This is a genomic window from Sphingopyxis sp. Geo25 (genome assembly GCF_949769135.1).
Lineage (GTDB): Bacteria > Pseudomonadota > Alphaproteobacteria > Sphingomonadales > Sphingomonadaceae > Sphingopyxis.
Window position 1 is genome coordinate 1014040 of record NZ_CATKOZ010000001.1, and the last position, 19848, is coordinate 1033887.

Consider the following 19848-nt stretch of genomic DNA (forward strand, 5'->3'; position numbering starts at 1 on the left):
CACCGCTACTGTCCGAAATTCACCTTTGGCGCGACATCGGCGTTCGGACTCACTGCTTCATACGGCGTCATGGGTTTTGCGCCATGAACAATCTTGGCGCCGATAATGTCGGGGAAGGTGCGGATCGTCGTGTTATAGTCCTGTACCGATATGTTATAATCCCTGATAGCTTGATTGATCTTGGTTTCCGTCGAGTCGAGCGAAGTCATCAGGTCTTCATAACGGCCCTGGCTTTGCAGCTGCGGATATTGTTCGGAGACCACGAGAAGGCGGCCAAGCGCGCTCGTGATGTTGCCCTGCGCCTGCCGAAATGCCTCCACTTTCGCTGGGTCGTTCAGATCGTCGGTCTTCAGCTGAACTTGCGTGGCCGATGCGCGGGCCTGAATGACGCTGTCCAGCGTCGCCTTTTCCATATTGGCGGCACCCTTGACCGTTTCGACAAGATTCGGAATCAGATCGGAACGACGCTGATAGGCGGCTTGAACGTCGGCCCATTTAGCCTTCGCGGCCTCTTCCTTGGTGGGAACGCTGTTGATGCCGCAGGCGGACAGCAACAGCGCGGCAACCGGGACAATCAGCCAGCGGGCGGAACGATAGGTCATGGTCATCAATGCTCCCTCGCGCGGCGTTTTGCCGCAACAACACACATAATAGGATCGCGCTTGCCTTTGTGCAATCACCGCGGCACGTTCGGGACGCAAGATCGACGATCCGGGGAGCCGCAACATGTTGAGCGAATTCAGGGAATTTATCGCCAAGGGCAATGTCATGGACCTCGCGGTCGGCGTCATCATCGGCGGCGCCTTTGCGACGATCACGACCTCGCTGACCGCCGACCTGATCATGCCGCTGGTCGGCTGGATTTTCGGCGGGGTCGATTTCTCGAGCAAGTTCATCCTGCTCGGCAGCATCCCCGAAGGCATCGCAGCGACCGACTATGCGGCGCTCAAGAAGGCCGGCGTCGCGATGATCGGCTATGGCGCCTTCCTAACCGCGGTCATCAACTTCCTCATTCTCGCTTTCGTCATTTTCCTGCTGGTCAAGTGGGTGAACAAGGTGATGCGCCGCGGACCCGATGCGCCGGCCGGCCCGAGCGAGGTCGACCTACTCACCGAAATCCGGGACGAACTGCGGAAAAAATAGGGGTTTGAGCCCGATTCAGGACGAATGACCCGCCTGCGCTCTTCCAAAGCGCGGGCGGGTTTCCTATATGGGTTGTGCCGGTTTCGACCGGCTATGAGGATAAATGGTGTCGTGGAATAGACACAGCGGACCCGGGGGCAGTACCCGGCGGCTCCACCACAATCCCGCGCCCTTTCGAAGGGGTGCGCGGGCTTCTGACGGGGCCGAACCAGGATCGACGTGTGTTCAAAGGCGATGTTTTCTTCCGGGCTGAGTAACCCGTTCAAGGCTCAAACCTATAAGTGCTAACGATAACGAAGCACTCGCTCTGGCTGCGTAACCGATAAGCCTCACGGCCTAAGGTTATTCAAATAGAACGCGGTTCGGACCGAACCGGGCAACAGAATCGGATACCAGCGGCTGGGGACGAGCCGGGCAACAGAATCGTCCCACCTTTCCCCTCAATTACGCCGGCTCTGCGCCCTTGCATGGCTGCGCCGCGACGCCGCTTTCGTCGAGGCTCGCCTGGAAATCGGCACCCCACGATCGCATGCTCAGCAGGATGGGCTTCAGCGAATGGCCGAGCGGCGTCAGCTCATATTCGACCCGTGGCGGAACCTCGGGATAGACGATCCGTGCGACGATGCCGTCCGCCTCCAGTTCGCGAAGCTGCAGCGTGATCATCCGCTGCGTCGCATTCGGCGTCAGGCGGCAGAGCGCGTTGAAGCGCAGGCGGCCGCCGAGCAGGTGGAACAGCAGCACAGGCTTCCACACACCGCCGATCACCGACAGCGTCGCTTCGACGCTGCAACCCGTGCGCCCGGCGCGGCGGCGGATGGAGCGTGTTTTCGAATTTTCTTCAATATTTTCAGTAATACTTACATTCATGATCGTACATGTCCAAAATGTGCGTACTTATGAATCTAGAGATACTGGCCTATATTGATTCGGGCAAGCGGCGCGTCCGGTGCGCCTGTCGAAACCGAACGAGGATAATGCCGTGGAACAATCCGTCATGAAGGCCGCCTGGTACGAGCGGAAGGGAAGCGCCGAAGATGTGCTGATCGTCGGCGAGCAGCCCGTCCCCGTCGCTGCGCCGGGCGAATTGCTCATTCGCGTGCGCGCCTCGGGCGTGAACCCATCGGACACCAAGGCGCGGCAGGGCGCACGCGGACGCACCGAGATGCCCTATCCGCTGGTCATCCCGCATCAGGATGGCGCGGGCGAAGTCGTCGCGGCCGGATCGGCCGAAGACGGCGACTGGATCGGCAAGCGCGTCTGGTTCTACGAAGCGCAGCTGGGCCGGGCGCTCGGCGCCGCCGCCGAATATGTCGCGCTGCCGGTGCGGCAGGTCTCGATCCTGCCCGACAATGCCTCGTTCGAAGAAGGCGCCAGCCTCGGCGTTCCCGCAATGACCGCGCACCGCAGCGTCTTCGCCGACGGTCCGGTCGCGGGGAAAACCGTTTTCGTATCGGGCGGCGCGGGCGCGGTCGGCCGTTATGCGATCCAGTTCGCAAAGCTCGGCGGTGCGACGGTGATCGCGAGCGTGAGCCGCGACGAGCAGGCGGATTCGGCAAGGGCGGCGGGCGCCGACTTCATCGTCAACCGCAAGACCGATGACATCGTCGCGCGCGTTCGCGAGATCACGGGGCGGGAGCGCGGCGTCGACCGTTTCGTCGAAGTCGCTTTCGGTGCAAACCTCGATGTCATCATGAGCCTGCTCGCGCCGCGCGGCGTCGTCGCGACCTATGCGTCGGACGCGGTTCCGGAACCCGCACTGCCGTTCTGGCCGCTCGTCATGCTCGACGCGACGGTTCGTTTCGTGCTCGTCTATGTCATGGATGCCGCGGCCCACGCCGAAGCTGCGCAGGCGATCGGCGACGCGCTGGCCGCGGGCAAGCTCACGCACAATATTGCGGCGCGCTATCCGCTCGAGCGGATCGTCGATGCGCATCGAGCGCAAGAAGCGGGAACGACCATCGGCAAGATCATCGTGACCCCCTGACCGGGCTAATGCGCGCTGCCGCACTGTCCATGGTCGCCGAGCGCCTCGATCACCCGGCAATCGCCGGCGAGGCCGCCGCGGCACCGGCCGACGATGCGGGTCAGTTCGTCGCGTAACGCCGAGAGTTGGTCGATCTTCGCCTCGACGTGTTCGAGATGCGCAGACGCGATGCGGTCCGCCTCGCCGCAATCGCGGTCGGGGTGGTCGGAAAGGTCGAGCAATGACCGGATTTCCTCGATCGTGAAGCCGAGGTCGCGCGAGTGACGCACGAAACTGAGCCGCGTTCGGTGCGCGTCACCATAGCTGCGATAATTCGCATTGGTTCGAAGCGGGGCAGGGAGGAGTCCGATCCGCTCGTAGTAGCGGATGGTCTCGATGTTGGTGCCGGTGGCCTTCGACAGTTCGCCGATTTTCATTGCTTGACCCTGTAGTTGCTACAGGGTGCATATGGGATGTCGAATCGAAGAACCAAGAGGTTTCGCATGGCCGACCAATGTTGCGCGGGAAAAAGCGGCAAGACTGCGCTGAACGATCCCAGGTGGCGCCGCATCCTGTGGATTGCGCTGATCATCAACGCTGCGATGTTCGGGGTCGAGATCGTCGCGGGCGTCGCCGCCGATTCGCGGGCGCTCCAGGCGGACGCGCTCGATTTCCTGGGCGATGCGGCCAATTATGCGATCAGTCTGGGCGTCGCGGGCATGGCGCTGGCGTGGCGTGCCCGCGCAGCGCTGCTGAAGGCCGCGACGATGCTCGCTTTCGGACTTTGGGTGCTTGGCTCGGCGGTGTGGGGCTTTGTCGCCGGCACCGCGCCGCAGGCCGAGACGATGGGCATCATCGGTGCGCTGGCGCTGGCATCGAACGTTGCGGTCGCGCTGATGCTCTATCGCTATCGGACGGGCGACGCGAATATGCGCTCGGTCTGGATATGCTCGCGCAACGATGCGATCGGGAACCTTGCCGTGCTCGCGGCGGCGCTCGGGGTGTTCGGGACGGGGCAGGGCTGGCCTGACCTTGCGGTCGCGGCGATCATGGCAGCGCTGGCGATATGGGGCAGTGTCGATGTGTTCCGCCACGCGCGCGGCGATCTCGGCGGCGCCGCGACCGAAGCGGCCTAACGCCGATATCGGGATGTGATTTTCTGCCCTTTGCCAATGCGGTCTTCGCGCATATTGTGCGGCGCAGAATGGCAACGGGGCTTGAACTGACCTATAGAAATGCAGCGCCCCGTCCTTCGCGGGTCGACCGGCGTGGCTGATCCAGCCGTACCCGTCGCTCCGCCGGCGGAATATGTGCTGAAGCCGCACGAGCGGCCGCTGATACCAGGATCGCCAGCCAATCCCGACCACCCCAAAGGACGCCGGATCGCCTATTTCGCGATCGGCATCTATTTGGGACTGGTGGCGGGGCTGACCAACGGCCTGCTTCTCGCCAATCTGCTTGTCTTGCAGGGGAATATGGCGCTGACGCCGGTCGATACCGGCTGGGTGACGGTGGCCTACAACCTGACCAACGCCTGCATGAGCATATTGCTTTTCAAGGTTCGCCAGCATTTCGGAATACAGCGCTTCGTGCGCGCAACGATGCTGGCCTTGGTCGTCGCCAATTTCGTGCAGCTCTTCGATGCGGGCTATCAGGTCGAGCTTGTCTCGCGCGCGATCTCCGGGATCGCCGCGAGCGGGCTGGTGACGCTTGCGATCTTCTACATGATGCAAAGCCTGCCGGGTCCGCAAAAGTTGATCGCACTCGTCCTTGGCATTGGCGTCGTTCAGATTGGACTGCCGTTCGCCCGGGCGATCTCTCCGATCCTTGTGTACGATGGCGATATCGGAAACCTGTTCGCGTTGCAGTTCGGCCTTTCGCTCGTCACCGTCGGCCTCGTCAACATCCTGCCGCTTCCGCAAGGGGTGAAAGTGCGCGCCTTCGGGCTGCTCGATATGATCAGCTTTCCCTTGCTTGCCGTCGGGGTCGGCCTGCTTTGCAGTTTCTTCGTGCAGGGGCGCATCGTCTGGTGGCCTACGCCGTGGTTGGGCACCTTGCTGGCGCCCGCGGTGTTGCTGATCGGTGCCGCCTTCCTGATCGAGCATAATCGCGAGAAGCCGATGCTCGAGACGCGCTGGATGGCGAGCAGCGACCTGCTGAAGCTGGCGTTGGCCGGTGCGTTCATTCGTGTCGTTCTGTCGGAGCAGAATTTCGGCGCGACCGGGCTGTTGACGTCGCTCGGCTATGTCAACGACCAGCTCGTGACCTTCTATGCCATAACTGCCCTGGCGGCTTTGGCCGGGGTATTCGTGCCGCTGGTCGGGCTCAATCCCACCGATCTTCGCATCTCCACCCTGATATCGCTGGCGATCATCGCGGTGGCGGCTTTCGCCGACACACGGACGGGACTGATGTCGCGACCGTCCGATTTCTACCTGACACAGGCAGCGATCGCCTTCGCGTCGGTCTATTTCATCGGACCCATGCTGATGGAGGGTTTTCTGCGCGCCCTGACGCGTGGGCCGTCCTATATTGTCAGCTTTCTGGCGCTGTTCAATCTTTCGCAGACGATCGGCGGGCTCGCGGGGACGGCGGCGCTGTCGGCCTTTTTCACCGTCCGCGCGAAGGCACATCTGACCACGCTGGGGCAGGGGCTCGCAACGGACGACCCCGCGCTGGTGCAGGCGCTCGCCTATCTGTCGAGCGGCCTGAACGGCTCGATCGGCGATCCGGCGCTGCGTTCGGCGGTCGCCGGACGCAATGCGGTTCAGGAAGCCGTGCGTCAGGCGGGTGTCCTCGCCTATAATGACGTATTCTTCCTGATCGGCTGTGGCGCCGCGCTCGGCTTCGTGATCATGCTGGTTCGCTGGCTGCGCGATCGACGGCGCGGCTACAGCCCGCTCGCAGCGGACCTGTCCATCCTCCAGCAGATGTTGGCGCAAAGAAAATGACCGACGACAAGAAACCGGCACCCGCAACCGAACAGACGCCGCCTCCCGCGCCGGCTGAAGCGGCGCCGGCCGAGCCCGCACAGCCGCAAGGCGGTGGCGGCTGGCGACCCGACCGTTCGCGATCGCAGATCATCCTGTTCAGCGGGCTGATCCTGCTCGGCGCGCTGGCGGTCCTCTATGCCTGGGGATTGCCGCCGTTCCGGCCCGACAGCCAGACCACGGACAATGCCTATGTTCGCGGCCAGACGACGATCATCTCGCCGCAGGTCGGCGGCTATGTGACGCAGGTGCTGGTGCAGGATTTCGAGCGCGTCGCGGCGGGGCAGATCCTCGTTCGGATCGACGACAGGATCTATCGCGAGCGCGTCGCGCAGGGCGCGGCGAACATCGCGGCGCAGAATGCGAGCCTCAGCAACAGCGAGCAGAGCGAACGTTCGGCCGAGGCGCAGGTGCGCCTGCAGGATGCGGCGGTGGCCAATGCCGGCGCGCAGCTCCAGCGCGCGCAGGCCGACATGCGCCGCGTCAACGAACTCGTCGACGCCGGATCGGTGTCGCTGCGCGAGCGCGACCAGACGCTCGCGGCGCTCCGGCAGGCCGAAGCCGCGGTACGGCAGGCGCAGGCGCAGCGGCAGATCGCGCTCGAGCAGGTGCGCTCGGTCACCGTCGGGCGCGGCGGGCTGAAAGCCGGCGTCCAGAATGCCGAGGCGACGCGGGGACTTGCCGACATCGATCTGGAGCGCACGGTGATCCGGGCGCCGCGCACCGGCCGTCTGAGCGAGGTCGCGGTCCGCGTCGGACAACTCGTGAACCCCGGTACCCAGCTCATGTATCTGGTGCCGGAAACGCATTGGGTCGTCGCCAATTTCAAGGAGGCGCAGACCGCGAGCATCCGGGTCGGGCAAAAGGCGCATTTCCGGGTCGATGCGCTCGGCGGGGTCGAGCTCAAGGGGACGGTCGAAAGTGTCGCGCCGGCGGCGGGGAGCGAGTTCAGCATCATCAAACCCGACACCGGATCGGGCAATTTCGTGAAGGTGCCGCAGCGGATCGCGGTGCGCATCCGCATTGATCCCGGACAGCCGCTCGCCAAGCGGCTAGGGCCCGGCATGTCGGTGATCGCGACGGTCGAAACGGACGGCGGGCGGTGAGACGCGCGGCGCTGTTGCTGCCGCTGCTGATCGCGGGGTGCGCCCCGGCCATCAGTCCGCGGCCCGAGGCGAGCGTCGTTGCGCCGCCCGCCGACTGGCGTACGTCGCTGCATGCCGAGGGCGCGATTGAGCGCGAATGGTGGGCAAGGTTCGGCGACCCGCAGCTTTCGGAGCTGGTCGAGCAGGCGCGCGCGAACAATACGGACCTCGCCATCGCCGCGGCGCGCGTGGCCGAGGCGCGCGCGCAGGAACGCCTCGCACGCTCGCTGCTGCTGCCCAGCCTGTCGGCAAGCGTGCCGGGGTCGGAGGCGCGCACGGTCAATGCGTTCGGCCAGCCGAGCGAAAGCACCTCGGCGCAGCCGACATTCCAGGCGGCTTATGAGGTCGATCTGTTCGGCGTCAACGCGGCGCGGCGCGATGCCGCGCGCGCCAGCGCGGCCGCCTTGGCCGCCGCGCAAGAAGCGGCGACGCTGTCGGTCAGCGCGACGGCGGCGAGCGGCTACATCACCTTGCTCGCGCTCGACGACCGCCTCAAGGTGCTTAGGGAAACGCTCGTCCAGCGCGGCGAGGCGCTGCGCATTGCGCGCGACCGCGCCGAGGCGGGCTATACGTCCGAGCTCGAACTCCGTCAGTCCGAAGCCGAATACCGCGCCGCCGAACAGCAAATCCCGACAATCGAAGCGGCGATTGCGCGGCAGGAAAATGCGCTGTCGTTGCTCGTCGGCGATACCCCGCACGCGATAACGCGCGGGACCGATTTCGATGCGCTGGCGACCCCCGTCGTGCCGGCGGTCGTGCCGTCGGACCTTGTGCGCCGCCGTCCCGACATCGCGCAGGCCGAATATTCGCTCGCCGCGACCGACGCCAATCTGCGCGCCGCGCGCGGGCAATTCCTGCCGCAGATCCGCCTGTCGGCATCGGGCGGCGCGGCGATCTCGTCTCTGCTCGGCGATCCGATCACCATCTGGTCGATCGGCGGCAGCATCCTCGCCCCTATCTTCTCGGGCGGGCGGCTGGAGGGGCAGTTCGATGCTGCGACCGCACAGCGCGACCAGGCCGCATTCGCCTATCGCAAGGCGGTCCTGACCGCGTTTCGCGAGGTCGAGGACCAGCTTGCGCTGATCGACCGGCTGGGCGCGCAGGAACAAGCCTTGCTTGCACAGCGCGCCGCGGTCGCCGAAGTGCTCCGCCACGCGACGAACCGCTACCGCGCCGGTTATTCGCCCTATCTGGAGCAAATCGATGCGCAGCGAGCGCTGCTATCGGTCGATCTCGCGCTGATCCAGCTGCGCGCCGATCGGCTGACCTCCTATGTCGCGCTCTATCAAGCCCTGGGCGGGGGCCCGGCCCAGCCGTGAGGCAGCGCTGCGCGCGGAAGGCGGCGGCGCTCAGCGATCGAGGCGCGGCGCCTGATCCTCGAGAAGCCGGTGCTCGGACGCGTCGCTCTTGAGCCTGGAGTCGGTCGGCGCCAGCTCGCTGCCTCTCTTGCCGAGGACCGGTTGGGCCGCGGAACTGAGTTCGCCTCTCGGCGGTGCGATCAGTCCCGTCTGGACGGCGGGCACCGAGGCTGCGGCATCGCCGTCCGCGACCGCAGGGTCGAGCGGGAGCGCGCCGGAGGTTTCGAGCAGATAGCCCGACAGGCTCGTGACCGCCGACGCCGGAAGCAGCTCGGCATTGGCATAGGGGTTGACGAACGCGCTGCGCGTGCCGCTGCGGCCGCTCCATCGGTAGAAGATATGCGATCCGACGGTGCGCAGCTTGGTGAGATTGGCGCTCCAGTAGGGAACCACCCAAAGCGTATGATAGTGCGTCGCGAGGCCGACGCTGGGTTCGACATAGCCGGATAGCGCCGCCGCCGCGACGGCGCGCGCGCGCGCCCAGCCGCTCGCCGAGGGGCGCCGATTCAGCGAACCGTCACAGGTGAAGGTGAACTGGCAACCGGTCTTGCGCTGCGAGCCCTGAAAGACGACCCCGCAGACCGAATTGGGGTAGGCGGGGTGGCGCATCCGGTTGAGGACGACCTGCGCGACCGCGCGCTGACCGGTCAGCGTTTCGGACGCCGCCTCGTAGTAAACCGCCGCGGTCAGGCAATCGACCGCCGACAATTTGGTGTTCATCTGGGTCGACGGCAGGTTCAGTGCGAACGGCCGCGCAGCGACCAGCGGCTCGTCGGATTGCGGCACCGCCGCGTTGATCTGTTCGGCGGTTTGCGCGTCGATGCCCGGGCGGAAGCGGAAAGCTTCGGGCTCGGGGGCGGGACGTGCAGCCGTTTCGCGCCGGGACGGGGAATCGACCGACGACCGGTGCGGCAGCGAGAGCGACAGATAGATGGCATAAAGCGCCGCAAGCATCAGCAACCCGCTTGCGCCGAGCAGGGCAGGAAGTCGCAGGGATCGCTGCTTCATCTGCACGTCAACCACTCTCTTTCGACCCAAGCCTGAAGCAAAAAGGGCCGGCCATCAAGGCCGACCCTTCTTTGCCCAAGAAGCTGGCCGCGGTCGAGTTCAGGCGAACTGGAACCGGACCTGCGTTTTCTGGCGGCGGCGCATCGAGAAACCGACCGCGCCGAAACCGAGGAGCATCAGCATCCACGTGCCCGGTTCCGGGACCGCCGAGAAGACCGCCGAAACGCGGAGGCCCGCCGGGTTCGAGCCCGGACCGCTGGTGCCCGAGTCGTTCTGGACGAGGAACGAAAGCGTGTTCGCGCCAGCGAGGAGGTTCGTGCTGATGTTCAGCGGAACACCCGTGCCGCCACCGAACTGCGAAGCGCTGCTGCCGTTGTTGTAGATCGCAATGCCGTTGAGCAGGATCTGGGTGACGCGATTGTCAGACCAGAAATTGCCCGTCAGCGTCGCTGCGGTCGCGATCTGGCTGAGGGTGAAAACGGTCGAATAGGTCGCCGTCCCGACGGGCTGATTGAGCGTGCCGTCACCATTGGGGGTGATCCAGCGCGCGCCATCGACATTGCCATTCTGGCCGGCAGCGGCACCGCCGCTGTACCAGTTCAGGTGAATGTTCGAAGGCGTTACGGCGGCAGAGCCATTGATAAGCCAGTTGAGGCCCGTTTCCGCCGGCGTGCCGGTCTTGACGTCGACCGTGGTCGCGGCGTTGGCCGTGGTTGCCGACAGCGTCACCGCGGTAAGCGTCAACGCCAAAGCAAGGCTGTTCTTGATCATGGTCATCCCCAATCTTCCAAACTGATTTCAGGCAAAATTTACGCGCAGGTTCCGGCGGCGGCGCATCGAGAAGCCGACCGCGCCGATGCCGAGAAGCATGAGCATCCACGTCCCGGGTTCGGGCACGCCGGGCGCGTCGAGCAGCAGGTAGCTCGGATTTCGGCTGTTCCCGACGTTCTGGACGGTGGCGTTGATCGAGTAGAAACCGCTGGTGGGCGCGGTGAAGCTGACCTTCGTCCACGGACCCGCGGTGCCGGCACCGACCGAACTGACCGACTGGCTAAACAATGTCGTTCCGGACAGGTTCGAGAAATCGAAGATGCCGAGACCGCCGAAGTCGTTGAAGTTTGATTCGGTGGTCGCGAAGGCGACCATGAAGCTGATCGTTTCGCCCTGCGTCATCGAGAAGAGCTGCGTCAGCAGGGTCGGAATGCCCTGAATGCCTGCGACGATGACCGCGAACTGCGAACCTTCCTGCGCCGTATATCCGCCGAACGACGATACGGTCGCGACGCGCAGCGGGTTGAGGGTGAACCATCCGGTCGGCGCGCCAAGGCCGACCGGGCCAGCTTCGAAGCCTGCGTTGACGATCGTCGATGCGGATGCGGCCTGCGGGGCCGACAAGGATGCAAGGGCAGCCGCGGCCGCCAGCAGAAATTTCTTCACTTTACCCCCACTTTGGTTTCCGAGACCCCAAGCATCGGGGGTGATCCCCGAAGGCGAGCACCGTCCCTCGACAGCACCCGATCCCGATTGAACGCGAAGCCGCGCCCGTCGGGCCAAAAGGACTCGTCGCCGGAAGCCCCATTGGGTGTGCTTCCAGCGCAAATTCCGACCCGAACTGCGCGATATTCATAGCAAGTCTGCTGCTTGCTTCCGCAGTCGGGTTACTGTGATTTGCTAAAGTTTGTCAATGTGTTGTTATGATTTGTAATGACCGTGGAGAGATTCCCGCCGTTGGCGCTTTCGAGCGTCAAGGCGGCGGTTCGTCCTAGAATCCTGATTCTAAAGGGGAAAAAATTTGGCCAGCGCGGGGCACCTGCGTGATCGGAGCCGAACGGTCGCAAGTGTGTTCCATAGTGAAACATCATCGCCGCGAATGGTAATGCCGCGGAAATCAGGTGTAACCCGCTGTTGCTGCTTTATTTTGTAAAGTACGGAATCCCGTCCGTTTGACGGAATTCCGCGCTAGAGCGATGGCCGACCGGCGCGGGCTCAGATACATTGGCGAGGCGTGCGAGGGTGGCGGGCTCGTCGTCCCGAATTTGGCCGGGCGAAAGAGCGGTGGCCCGTTTTGGCGCAGTTTGGACGAGAATCGGGACCAATAGGCAACGCAGCGACTGCGTCAGTCGCCGGGCTCGTAGGCTGCGCCTGCCTTTACTCAGCTATTGTAATAGCTGTCGTACTTGCCGCCATATCCATAAGGATCGCCATTGCCGCCGGTAAAGCGATTGAACACTGTCCCCAGCAGCGGCGTCGGATGGATCAGTTGCATCGCGCCCTGGAGCTGCTTCTTCGTCGTCACGCCCTGTTCGATGACGAGCAGCACCCCATCGAGCTTCTCTGCGACCAGAATGGCATCGTCGTTTGCGAACACGGGCGGAAGGTCGAAGATGACGATGGCGTCGTCGCCGAGCGCGCGCGCGCGCGCCACCAGATCATCGAGCCGTTCGCTGACCATCAGTTCGGCCGAATTCACCGGAGCCGCGAGGGTCGGATAGACGACAAGATTGCTCTCGCCGATGCGCCGTCCGATCTGCCGCAGTTCGATCTCGTCGCCGATAAGGAATTCGGTGATACCTTCGGGCACATCGAGGCCGAAGATCCGGGCGATCGTTGCGCGCCGCAGATCGAGGTCGATGAGAAAGGTTCGCTTGTTCGGCAGCTGCCCGATCGACGCAGCAAGGTTGGAGGCGACGAACGACTTGCCGGCATGGGGCGCCGGCGATGTGATGCCGACGAGCCGGCCACCGCTTTCCGCCAGTTTCTTGATCAATTGGGTCCGGAGCAGGTTGAACGAGCGCGAGCGGGGATCCTTCGATTCGAAGCCGACCAGCTTTTCGCTGAGCTCCAGGTCGCCCGCATCGGGCACTTCGCCGATTCCCGGAAGGCCGGCCATGAGCGGTGTGCCCCCGAGAGGTTGTGGAATGTTGGGAAAGCTGTTCATCGGCCGCTCTAGTCACCCGAACTTTGCAAGGCGTGCTTGCGGCGTGGAATAAGGGATCGAAGCCGCTGCCACCAGCTCGTGGAAGGCTGGTTTGCCGGATCGATCGTCGGAATGGAGACCATGGGCATCGTTCCCGTCACCGCACGGATGTCAAGGACGTCGCGAATGGGGCGGAGGTACAGCTCGACCGCCAGGATCAGAAACAGCCCGAAGCCGAGGCCAAAGACCAGCCCGCCAGCGATCAGGAGCGGCCGGTTGGGAGAGTTCGGATCTTCGGGGACGACCGGCGGATCGATGACCGAAAGGCGTTCGCCCTTCTGTTCGGTTTCGGCCTTGGCGCTCGCCTGCGCGGACAGCAGCCGCGTCGATACGCTCTCATATTGCTTGTTGAGGCCGTCGAGCTTCTGCTGTTGCTGCGCGATCTGTTCCTGGACGAGCGGGCCGCGCGCCTGTGCGCTTTGCGCGGCCGACAGCCGTCCGACCTCCTGAGCCTTCGCCGCCTGAAGCGCTGCGATTTGCGCGCTGTTCGACGCAATCTGCTGGTCGATCATGTCGGGAGGCAACTTGGCCGCATTGCTCGCGGCAAGGATTTTGGCTTGCGCAAGGCGGCGGCGTGCGATCGCGACGTCCGGATGGTCGTCGGAATAGCGCGCCTGCGCCGCGGCGAGTTCGGCTTCGGCGGCCGCAACGATTGGATCGCGGTCGGCGGAACTTTTGCGCGCTTCCTTTTGCGCCGCCAGCTGTGCGTTGTCGCGCTGCAACGCGATGATCTGGGCATCATAGCCGCCGGTGGATCCGCCAAAAATGAGCGCCCCGCTGTTCGACAGCGCCAGGCCGTTCTGCGCCTTGACCGTCTCGATTGCGTTTTCGAGCTCGCTGATCTGGCTTTGCAGCGCCGCGGCCTGATCGGTCAGAAATTGTACAGTGTTCGCCGCCTGCTCGGACGTCTTCGTGGCGTCGAGCAGTAGCACCTGCTCGGTCATATCCTGCGCAACGGCCTGTGCCTGCGCAGCCGTCTTGTAATCGAAGCTGAGCGTGAAGGCGATCGTCGACGACTTTCCTCCCGACCGCTGAAGTTCGGCGGAGACTGCCTCAATGGTCGTGGCCTTGCGCATCTGCTCGATCGTTTCGGAAAGCGACTTGCGCGCTCTCTCGTCGGGATAGAGGCGATATTTCTGGATCAGCTCGATGAGACGCGGGCGGCTCAAAACCTGCTGCCGGATCTTGGCGATCCGCTGGTCGACAACGTCGCCGTCCTGCGTCCCGACCACATCCTCGGGAAGCTGCGGCGATTCGACGAGCAGGGTCGCGGTCGAGCGATAGACGGTGGGTAGCAGGAAGGCCGCGGCAACCCCGGCAATCAAGCTGAGGACAGCCGGAATCAGCAGCCAGCGATAGCGCTCGCGGATGATCGTGGGCAGGTGGGCGAGGATATTTCCGCCTTCCTCCTCCCGTTCCAAACGATCGTCGCTCATCGCACGCCCCCGAACCGATAGGAAATGCCGATGACCCCCTGAACGTTCGACCGTTTGCCGCCTAAATCGTCGGAAGAATCCGAATAACCCGCGCTCGCGAAGAGCGTCAGCTTCTCTGTGAGCTGGCGGTCGTAACGTGCATAGCCGCGGACGCTCTCGAAATCGCCGCCGATACCGGTCAACGGGCTGGAGGCGGTTGCATAGCTGCCACCGAGCTGGATCGTGTCACGCTCCGACAGCCGGCGCGAATAGGACGCGCCGATCGAGCTTTGCTCGCGGACGCCGCCGATCGCGGAGGGCAGGACTTGCCGCGAGCCGGTCAAACAGAAATTGTCGAGCGTCACCTTGTAGCAAAGGCTGAGATTGCCCGCGAAGGTTGTGGAACTGCTCGTCCCCTGCGCCAATTTGGTGCGTGTGAAGGACAGGCCGGCGCTGCCCGACACTTCGAACCGCGGCGCCAGGCGGATGCCGAACGACAGTTGCGGTGAAATCATCTTGGCGTCGCCGGCGCGGCCGTTCCGGAAATTGCTGATGCTTCCCGCAAGTACCCCGCCGAGCGTGATATCCTCGTTCAGCCGCCGCGTATAGGCGATCTGCTGTGACGCATAGTCGGAATCTTCGAGGTTGTTCGACGAGGGATAGCGTTGCGTCTGCACGAGCGCGGTCCAGCGGATATCGTCGAACTCGCTCGCGATATAATGCAACGAGGCCTGCGCTGACGCGGTGTTCCGCCGCTGCCGGTCGCCCAGCAAGGTGATGTCGTCGTCAATCGGCGGCGGAAGGCCGTCACCATCTCCGCCGACGTCGACCGGGCGAGTGAAGTCGGTCGTCGATATCGTGCTGGCGATCTGGACGCGCGCGGCAACGTCGAGGCGTTCGTTGATCCGATAGGTTGCATCGACGTTCGCCGACAGATTTTGCGCCGAATCATAAAGACGGGCATATTCGACATGCTCGACCCGGCCTGAAACACGGATGCTGCTGATCTCGTCGGACCGCGAAATCGTCGGTACCAACTCAAGCCTGAACGAGGCCACATCACGATCGCCGCCGAACGCGAGGAACGGATTGCTGTCATAACCGGCGGACGCCGAAACCACGACCTCGCTGTCAATCTGGGCATAGGCGGGCGTCGTCATCAGGACGGCGACCGCGCCGGTGCAAGCGCCACGTCGCAGCGAAGAGCCAAGAGCGCGATGTCGGAACAGGTGCCGTTCGCTCATGGCACGATGACCGTGTCGCCGCTTTCGATGATCGGGATATTCTTCACCGCTTCGCTGCTAACCGACTTGCTGCGCAGGATTCCGCCGAGCCGCGCCGGGATCGACACCAGCCCCGCGCCCGACTTGCGGACGATGACGATGTTGTCGAGGCTTGCGAATTCGTCCGCACCGCCGGCGAAGCTCAACGCCTCGAGCAGCGTGACATAGCGTCCGGGCGTGAAGATGCCCGGACCTTTGACTTTACCGATGACCGAAAATTGGAGTCCCGAAGGGCTGCGCACTGCAACGGTGACGTCCGGCACCTTGCCGTCGACATATTTGTTGGTGAGCGCGGCGGATATGATGCGTTCGATCTCCACGGGGGTCCGGCCCGCGCCCTGGATCGATCCGACGAGCGGAAAGCTCAGCGAGCCGTCGGGCAAAACCTTGACGACGCGCTGGAGCTGATCCTCGCGCCAGACGTTGATCTCCAGCTCGTCACCCGGGTTGATACGGTAAACCGGAAGCGGGGAGGCTGCGGGCGAGGCGCCGGCCGCCGGGGTCGACTGGTTCGCGACGGGCAGCGATGGCTGCGCCGCAGCCGTTGTGGCAAAACCGGCCGCCAGGCCTATAAGCAGCACCGCGGTCGCTCTGTTCACGGATCACCTCTAATGGAAATACACCGCTCTTAAGCGGTTGGATCGATTGGACCTACTTGCCGGGAAAAGTCAACCGCATTAACCCAACAGCGATATCAACGGCCTATCCAGAAGCGTTCGTAACAACGACCGGCTTCATATGTTAACATAAGGCAGCGGCTTGGCACTTCTCCCGACTTTTCGGCTCGCAATGCGGATGCTGCCGCTCGCCCTTTGGCTGGCGGTCGCATCGGGGTGTGCCGATTCGGCGCAACGTGCCGCCGAAAACGCCGCTATCGCCGAAAGCCAGCTGGCGGCGGGCGACGTCGAGGCGGCGCGCAAATCGATCCGCGAGGCGATTGCCGAGCGGGACGACGTCGCGGACTATTATATCCTGCTGGGGCGGATCGAATTGCGGGCGCAACAGCTGACGAGCGCCTTCAATGCCTATTCGATGGCGCTCGATCTGCAGGCCGACAATCCGGAAATTCTTCAGGCGATCGCCGAACTTGGCCTGCAGACGGGACGCGTTCGCGAGGCCGATGACGCGGCCGACCGGCTGTTGCTGCTCATGCCGGGTGCGACCCAGGCCATGTTGGTCAAGGGCTTTATCGCGATCGACGATGGGCGCCCGGCCGACGCGCGGAAGATGGCGTCGGATATTCTCGCGCTCAATGCCAGGGATGAAGGAGGTATCATCCTGCTCGCGCGCCTCGATGCTCTGGATGGGAAAACGGATGTCGCGCTGAAAGCCGTAGATGAGGCGATCGCCAGCGGCAGTACGACGCCCGCGCTCAACGTCACGCGGCTCGAGATCTACCGGTTGCAGGGCGACGGGAAGCGGATGAAGGCGATCCTCCCCGACATATTGAAGACGATGGATTATAATGAAGATTTTGTGCTCGACTATGCCAATCTGCTTTACAAGACAGGCGAAATCGCGGCCGCGCGGAGCGAGATTGTCAAGGCGATGGGCAGGTCGCCCAATGATCGGGAGCTTCTCGCAAGGCTCGTTCAGCTGTGGCGGGAATATGATCGCCGCCCGCTTTCCGATACGCAACTCCAATATATTTCGGGGAGCGGAACGCGGGCCCAGCAGATAATATTGGCGCGCTTCTATCTTGACGCGGGGGAATCCGATAAAGCGAAGCGCCTGATTTCGAGACTCTTCGACGAGCATGTCCTTGAGGGCCAGGCGCTAATGGCCAGGATCTTGCTGGCGCAGGGGGACAAGAAAAATGCCTATGAGCTGGCGAGCAGGGTGCTCGCGGCCGACGCGCGAAACGAGGACGCCCTCCTGGTGAGGGCAGCCCGAAGCCTTTCGGAACGGAACCTCGATCGGGCGATCGAGGACGCGAACGTCGTTGTTTCGGACTCTCCGGAAAACTACCTTGGCTATGTCGAACTGGCCCGCGCTTATATCGCCAAGGGGCAGGACATCCGGGCGCGGCAGACCTTCGAGCGCGGCATGGATTTTCTGCCGCAAAGCTTGGAACTCGCCGACGCTTATCGCGCCTTCCTGCTCCGCGTCGGCGACCGGCAGCGGGCGGTGACGCTCGACCAGGATGTTGCGATCGCGAAACCCTCTTCGGTTCGCGCCTGGGCCGTCTACTCGCGGACCTGTTCGCAATATGGCGACGCGCTATGTGCGGCGAAGGCCGAGGCCGGCCTTGCCCGCGCGCGCGTATCCTTCCTCGTCGACGACCCGCCGGGCACGCCGCGGCGGCGCGGCCTGTTCGCGCGCATCAGCCCCGAAAAAATATGTGCGACCTCGGGGGGCGTATGCACGGGAAGCTGAAGCCCGTCCCGCGGCGTAGCAGCGGTCATATCCGCTTCACGTCGAATGTGTTGCGGTCGCTCGGCGTCGCGAACGATGTGGCCTGCTTCTTCTGCGCCTATCTCCTGACGGTCGTGGTCTATGATCTGACGATCGGCTATTATTACGACGCGCGCCTGCACAGCACCGGCGCGATCATCATGTGCATCAACTATTTCCTCATCCGCATCTCGCGCGATGGCTATACGGTCTTCCGAGGGCAGGGCGAGGATGTAGGGGGGAGTGCCATAGCGGACTTCCTGCTCGCGTCGGCGCTTACCAGCCTGGTGATTTTCCAGCTCGAGATGATGCGTGAATTCTCGCGGGGGTTCGCGCTTTACTTCATCGGTTTCAGCATGATTGCGCTCTTCGTGAGCCGCATCGTTTTTCGGAAGCTGATCTGGAACCTGATGGAAAAGGGCGTCGTCGGGCAGCGGGTCGCGCTTTACGCGTCGGGCAAGGCGACTATCGACAAGGTGCTGGAACTTCTCGAAATCCAGCGCCTGCCGCATTTGCGGATCATCGGCTACGCCGACGATCGCAGCCGTACGAAGAACGATGTCGAGGAACTGCCCTATCTCGGCGGTTTCGAAGCGCTTCTTGACCTTGCGCGCGACGGTGACCTCGATCAGGTCATCCTCGCGTTGCCCGAGATCAAGCAGGACCGGCTCGCCTATATCGCCGAGACGCTGAGCGCCGCGTCGATCGACATCTGTGTTCTGCCGACCGAAGCGCTCGAACTCAAGGCGGGATACCGGATCAACTTCCTCGGCTCGATCCCCGTCTTCACGATCTGGCAACAGCCCGTCCGCGACGTCGACGGCATTCTCAAGGAGGTCATGGACCGCGGCATCGCGCTGATCGCCGTGCTCCTGCTATCGCCGCTCCTGCTGCTCACGGCGCTGGCGATCCGCCTCGAAAGCAAGGGACCGATCCTGTTCCGGCAGAAGCGCTTTGGTTTCAACAACAACGAGATTTCGGTGCTGAAATTCCGCTCGATGTATGTCGACCGGCAGGACGTCAGCGGCGCGGCGCGGACGCAGAAGGACGACCCCCGCGTCACCCGGGTCGGGCGGATCATCCGCCGCACCAGCATCGACGAATTGCCGCAGCTCTTCAACGTCCTGCGCGGCGATATGTCGCTGGTCGGGCCGCGCCCGCACGCGACGATGATGCGCGTCGGCGACAAATATTATTTCGACGCCGTCCGAGGCTATACGGCGCGGCATCGCGTCAAGCCGGGGATCACCGGCCTTGCGCAGATCCGCGGATTGCGCGGCGAGATCGCGACCACCGATCGGGCGCGGAAGCGGGTCGAATATGACATCTATTATATCGAGAACTGGTCGCCGCTGCTCGACCTCAGGATCATGATCGAAACCCTGTTCAAGCTGGTCTGGGACAAGAATGCCTACTGACGCAGACGGTGTTCGGTTTCTCGGCATCGAATTTACCGGATCGTCTTATGAACAGGTCGCGCGCGAGCTTGTCGAGCTCGTGGGCCGCGATTGCTTTTCCTATGTCGTCACGCCCAACGTCGACCACGTCCTGCTGCTCAATCCCAGGCAGCGAAACGCGACGATAGGACGGTTGGAGGCGGCTTATGACAACGCCGCGATGCGCCTGTGCGATAGCCGTATTCTCCAGCTTCTGGCGCGCTTCCGCGGGATCCGGCTCGATGTCGTGACGGGCAGCGACCTCACGGCCTACCTGTTTCGCAACCGATGGCTCGCCGGTCGAAAGATCGCTCTCGTCGGCGGTGACGAGGCGATGATGGCCGAACTTGGCGAGCGCTTCGCGGACCTTGAAATCGTCCAGCATCTTCCGCCGATGGGCGTGCTCCGCAACGAAGGGGCCATCGATGCGATCGTCGATTTCGTAGCGCGCGAACGCGCCGATTTCACCCTTTTCGCGATCGGCGCGCCGCAAAGCGAGATTGTCGCTGCGAAATGCAAGGCCGACCGGCGCTGCCGGGGTGTCGGACTGTGCATCGGGGCCTCGATCGAATTCCTCGTCGACCGCAAACGGCGAGCGCCCATCTGGGTGCAGCACCTCCATCTTGAATGGGCGTTCCGCCTGCTCAGCGAACCGAGGCGCCTGTGGAAGCGTTACCTGGTCACCGGCCCGCGTATTTTCGCCTTGGCGTGGCGCGAGCGCAGGCATTAGACCCTG

At 63.7% G+C, this 19848-nt stretch carries 19 protein-coding genes and 1 other RNA gene; 10 read left to right on the forward strand and 10 right to left on the reverse strand.

From position 1 onward, the window contains the following. Positions 1 to 5: 5 nt before the first annotated feature. Positions 6 to 608: a LemA family protein gene (locus QOL68_RS05060; RefSeq protein WP_282947510.1), complete on the reverse strand. Its 603-nt coding sequence runs from the start codon at positions 606 to 608 to the stop codon at positions 6 to 8. Positions 609 to 726: 118 nt separating this feature from the next. Between QOL68_RS05060 and mscL the strand changes: the two genes are divergently transcribed. Further along, on the forward strand, positions 727 to 1143 hold the full coding sequence (gene mscL, locus QOL68_RS05065) for a large conductance mechanosensitive channel protein MscL (RefSeq protein WP_058453933.1): 417 nt from the start codon (positions 727 to 729) through the stop codon (positions 1141 to 1143). A 37-nt stretch (positions 1144 to 1180) separates the two neighbouring features. Beyond that, positions 1181 to 1537: a transfer-messenger RNA gene (ssrA, locus tag QOL68_RS05070) on the forward strand. A gap of 50 nt (positions 1538 to 1587) precedes the next feature. Here the strand turns inward: ssrA and QOL68_RS05075 are convergent. Continuing rightward, positions 1588 to 2010: a winged helix-turn-helix transcriptional regulator gene (locus QOL68_RS05075; protein ID WP_282947513.1), complete on the reverse strand. Its 423-nt coding sequence runs from the start codon at positions 2008 to 2010 to the stop codon at positions 1588 to 1590. Between the two features lie 112 nt (positions 2011 to 2122). Between QOL68_RS05075 and QOL68_RS05080 the strand changes: the two genes are divergently transcribed. Further along, positions 2123 to 3127, forward strand: a complete 1005-nt coding sequence (locus QOL68_RS05080) for an NADPH:quinone reductase (RefSeq protein ID WP_282947516.1) — start codon at positions 2123 to 2125, stop codon at positions 3125 to 3127. Positions 3128 to 3132: 5 nt separating this feature from the next. On the opposite strand, the gene QOL68_RS05085 is transcribed toward QOL68_RS05080, so the two are convergent. Continuing rightward, positions 3133 to 3543 carry a MerR family transcriptional regulator gene (locus QOL68_RS05085; RefSeq protein ID WP_282947518.1) on the reverse strand — a complete coding sequence of 137 codons (411 nt, stop codon included), beginning with the start codon at positions 3541 to 3543 and terminating at the stop codon, positions 3133 to 3135. 66 nt (positions 3544 to 3609) lie between these two features. Between QOL68_RS05085 and QOL68_RS05090 the strand changes: the two genes are divergently transcribed. The 4 genes from QOL68_RS05090 to QOL68_RS05105 all read left to right on the forward strand — a co-directional run bounded on the left by QOL68_RS05090 (position 3610) and on the right by QOL68_RS05105 (position 8560). Continuing rightward, complete coding sequence (locus QOL68_RS05090) at positions 3610 to 4242, forward strand: cation efflux transmembrane domain-containing protein (RefSeq protein WP_282947519.1); 633 nt, start codon at positions 3610 to 3612, stop codon at positions 4240 to 4242. 132 nt (positions 4243 to 4374) lie between these two features. Then, positions 4375 to 6057, forward strand: a complete 1683-nt coding sequence (locus tag QOL68_RS05095; protein WP_282947521.1) for an efflux MFS transporter permease — start codon at positions 4375 to 4377, stop codon at positions 6055 to 6057. After that, the gene (locus tag QOL68_RS05100; protein ID WP_282947522.1) at positions 6054 to 7202 is read left to right on the forward strand and encodes an HlyD family secretion protein; all 1149 of its coding nucleotides are present in this window, start codon (positions 6054 to 6056) and stop codon (positions 7200 to 7202) included. The genes QOL68_RS05095 and QOL68_RS05100 overlap by 4 nt, the downstream gene beginning before the upstream one ends. Next, positions 7199 to 8560, forward strand: a complete 1362-nt coding sequence (locus tag QOL68_RS05105) for an efflux transporter outer membrane subunit (RefSeq protein ID WP_282947523.1) — start codon at positions 7199 to 7201, stop codon at positions 8558 to 8560. Before QOL68_RS05100 ends, QOL68_RS05105 begins: the two co-directional genes overlap by 4 nt. Before the next feature lie 30 nt (positions 8561 to 8590). Here QOL68_RS05105 and QOL68_RS05110 read toward each other — a convergent pair whose 3' ends face one another. The 7 genes from QOL68_RS05110 to QOL68_RS05140 all read right to left on the reverse strand — a co-directional run bounded on the left by QOL68_RS05110 (position 8591) and on the right by QOL68_RS05140 (position 15881). After that, a complete protein-coding gene (locus tag QOL68_RS05110) occupies positions 8591 to 9607 on the reverse strand; it encodes a cell wall hydrolase (RefSeq protein ID WP_282947525.1) in 1017 nt (338 codons plus the stop codon). A 99-nt stretch (positions 9608 to 9706) separates the two neighbouring features. Further along, positions 9707 to 10384, reverse strand: a complete 678-nt coding sequence (locus QOL68_RS05115) for a PEPxxWA-CTERM sorting domain-containing protein (RefSeq protein ID WP_282947527.1) — start codon at positions 10382 to 10384, stop codon at positions 9707 to 9709. A gap of 21 nt (positions 10385 to 10405) precedes the next feature. Beyond that, entirely contained in the window at positions 10406 to 11044 is a 639-nt protein-coding gene (locus tag QOL68_RS05120; RefSeq protein ID WP_282947529.1) for a PEPxxWA-CTERM sorting domain-containing protein, read from the reverse strand. Between the two features lie 715 nt (positions 11045 to 11759). Beyond that, positions 11760 to 12497 (reverse strand): CpsD/CapB family tyrosine-protein kinase, encoded by a 738-nt coding sequence (locus QOL68_RS05125; RefSeq protein WP_282947531.1) that lies wholly within the window; start codon positions 12495 to 12497, stop codon positions 11760 to 11762. Between the two features lie 56 nt (positions 12498 to 12553). Then, positions 12554 to 14020, reverse strand: coding sequence for a GumC family protein (locus QOL68_RS05130; protein WP_282947533.1), 1467 nt, complete (start codon positions 14018 to 14020; stop codon positions 12554 to 12556). Then, positions 14017 to 15159, reverse strand: coding sequence for a hypothetical protein (locus QOL68_RS05135; protein WP_282947535.1), 1143 nt, complete (start codon positions 15157 to 15159; stop codon positions 14017 to 14019). The genes QOL68_RS05130 and QOL68_RS05135 overlap by 4 nt, the downstream gene beginning before the upstream one ends. An 80-nt stretch (positions 15160 to 15239) precedes the next feature. Continuing rightward, on the reverse strand, positions 15240 to 15881 hold the full coding sequence (locus tag QOL68_RS05140; protein ID WP_282947537.1) for a polysaccharide biosynthesis/export family protein: 642 nt from the start codon (positions 15879 to 15881) through the stop codon (positions 15240 to 15242). A 196-nt stretch (positions 15882 to 16077) separates the two neighbouring features. Between QOL68_RS05140 and QOL68_RS05145 the strand changes: the two genes are divergently transcribed. The 3 genes from QOL68_RS05145 to QOL68_RS05155 are packed head-to-tail and all read left to right on the forward strand — an operon-like array spanning position 16078 to position 19842. Further along, entirely contained in the window at positions 16078 to 17658 is a 1581-nt protein-coding gene (locus tag QOL68_RS05145; protein WP_283404280.1) for a tetratricopeptide repeat protein, read from the forward strand. Further along, positions 17643 to 19094 (forward strand): undecaprenyl-phosphate glucose phosphotransferase, encoded by a 1452-nt coding sequence (locus tag QOL68_RS05150; protein WP_058454145.1) that lies wholly within the window; start codon positions 17643 to 17645, stop codon positions 19092 to 19094. The genes QOL68_RS05145 and QOL68_RS05150 overlap by 16 nt, the downstream gene beginning before the upstream one ends. Beyond that, complete coding sequence (locus QOL68_RS05155) at positions 19084 to 19842, forward strand: WecB/TagA/CpsF family glycosyltransferase (protein ID WP_282947543.1); 759 nt, start codon at positions 19084 to 19086, stop codon at positions 19840 to 19842. Before QOL68_RS05150 ends, QOL68_RS05155 begins: the two co-directional genes overlap by 11 nt. The last annotated feature ends 6 nt before the right edge of the window (positions 19843 to 19848 follow it).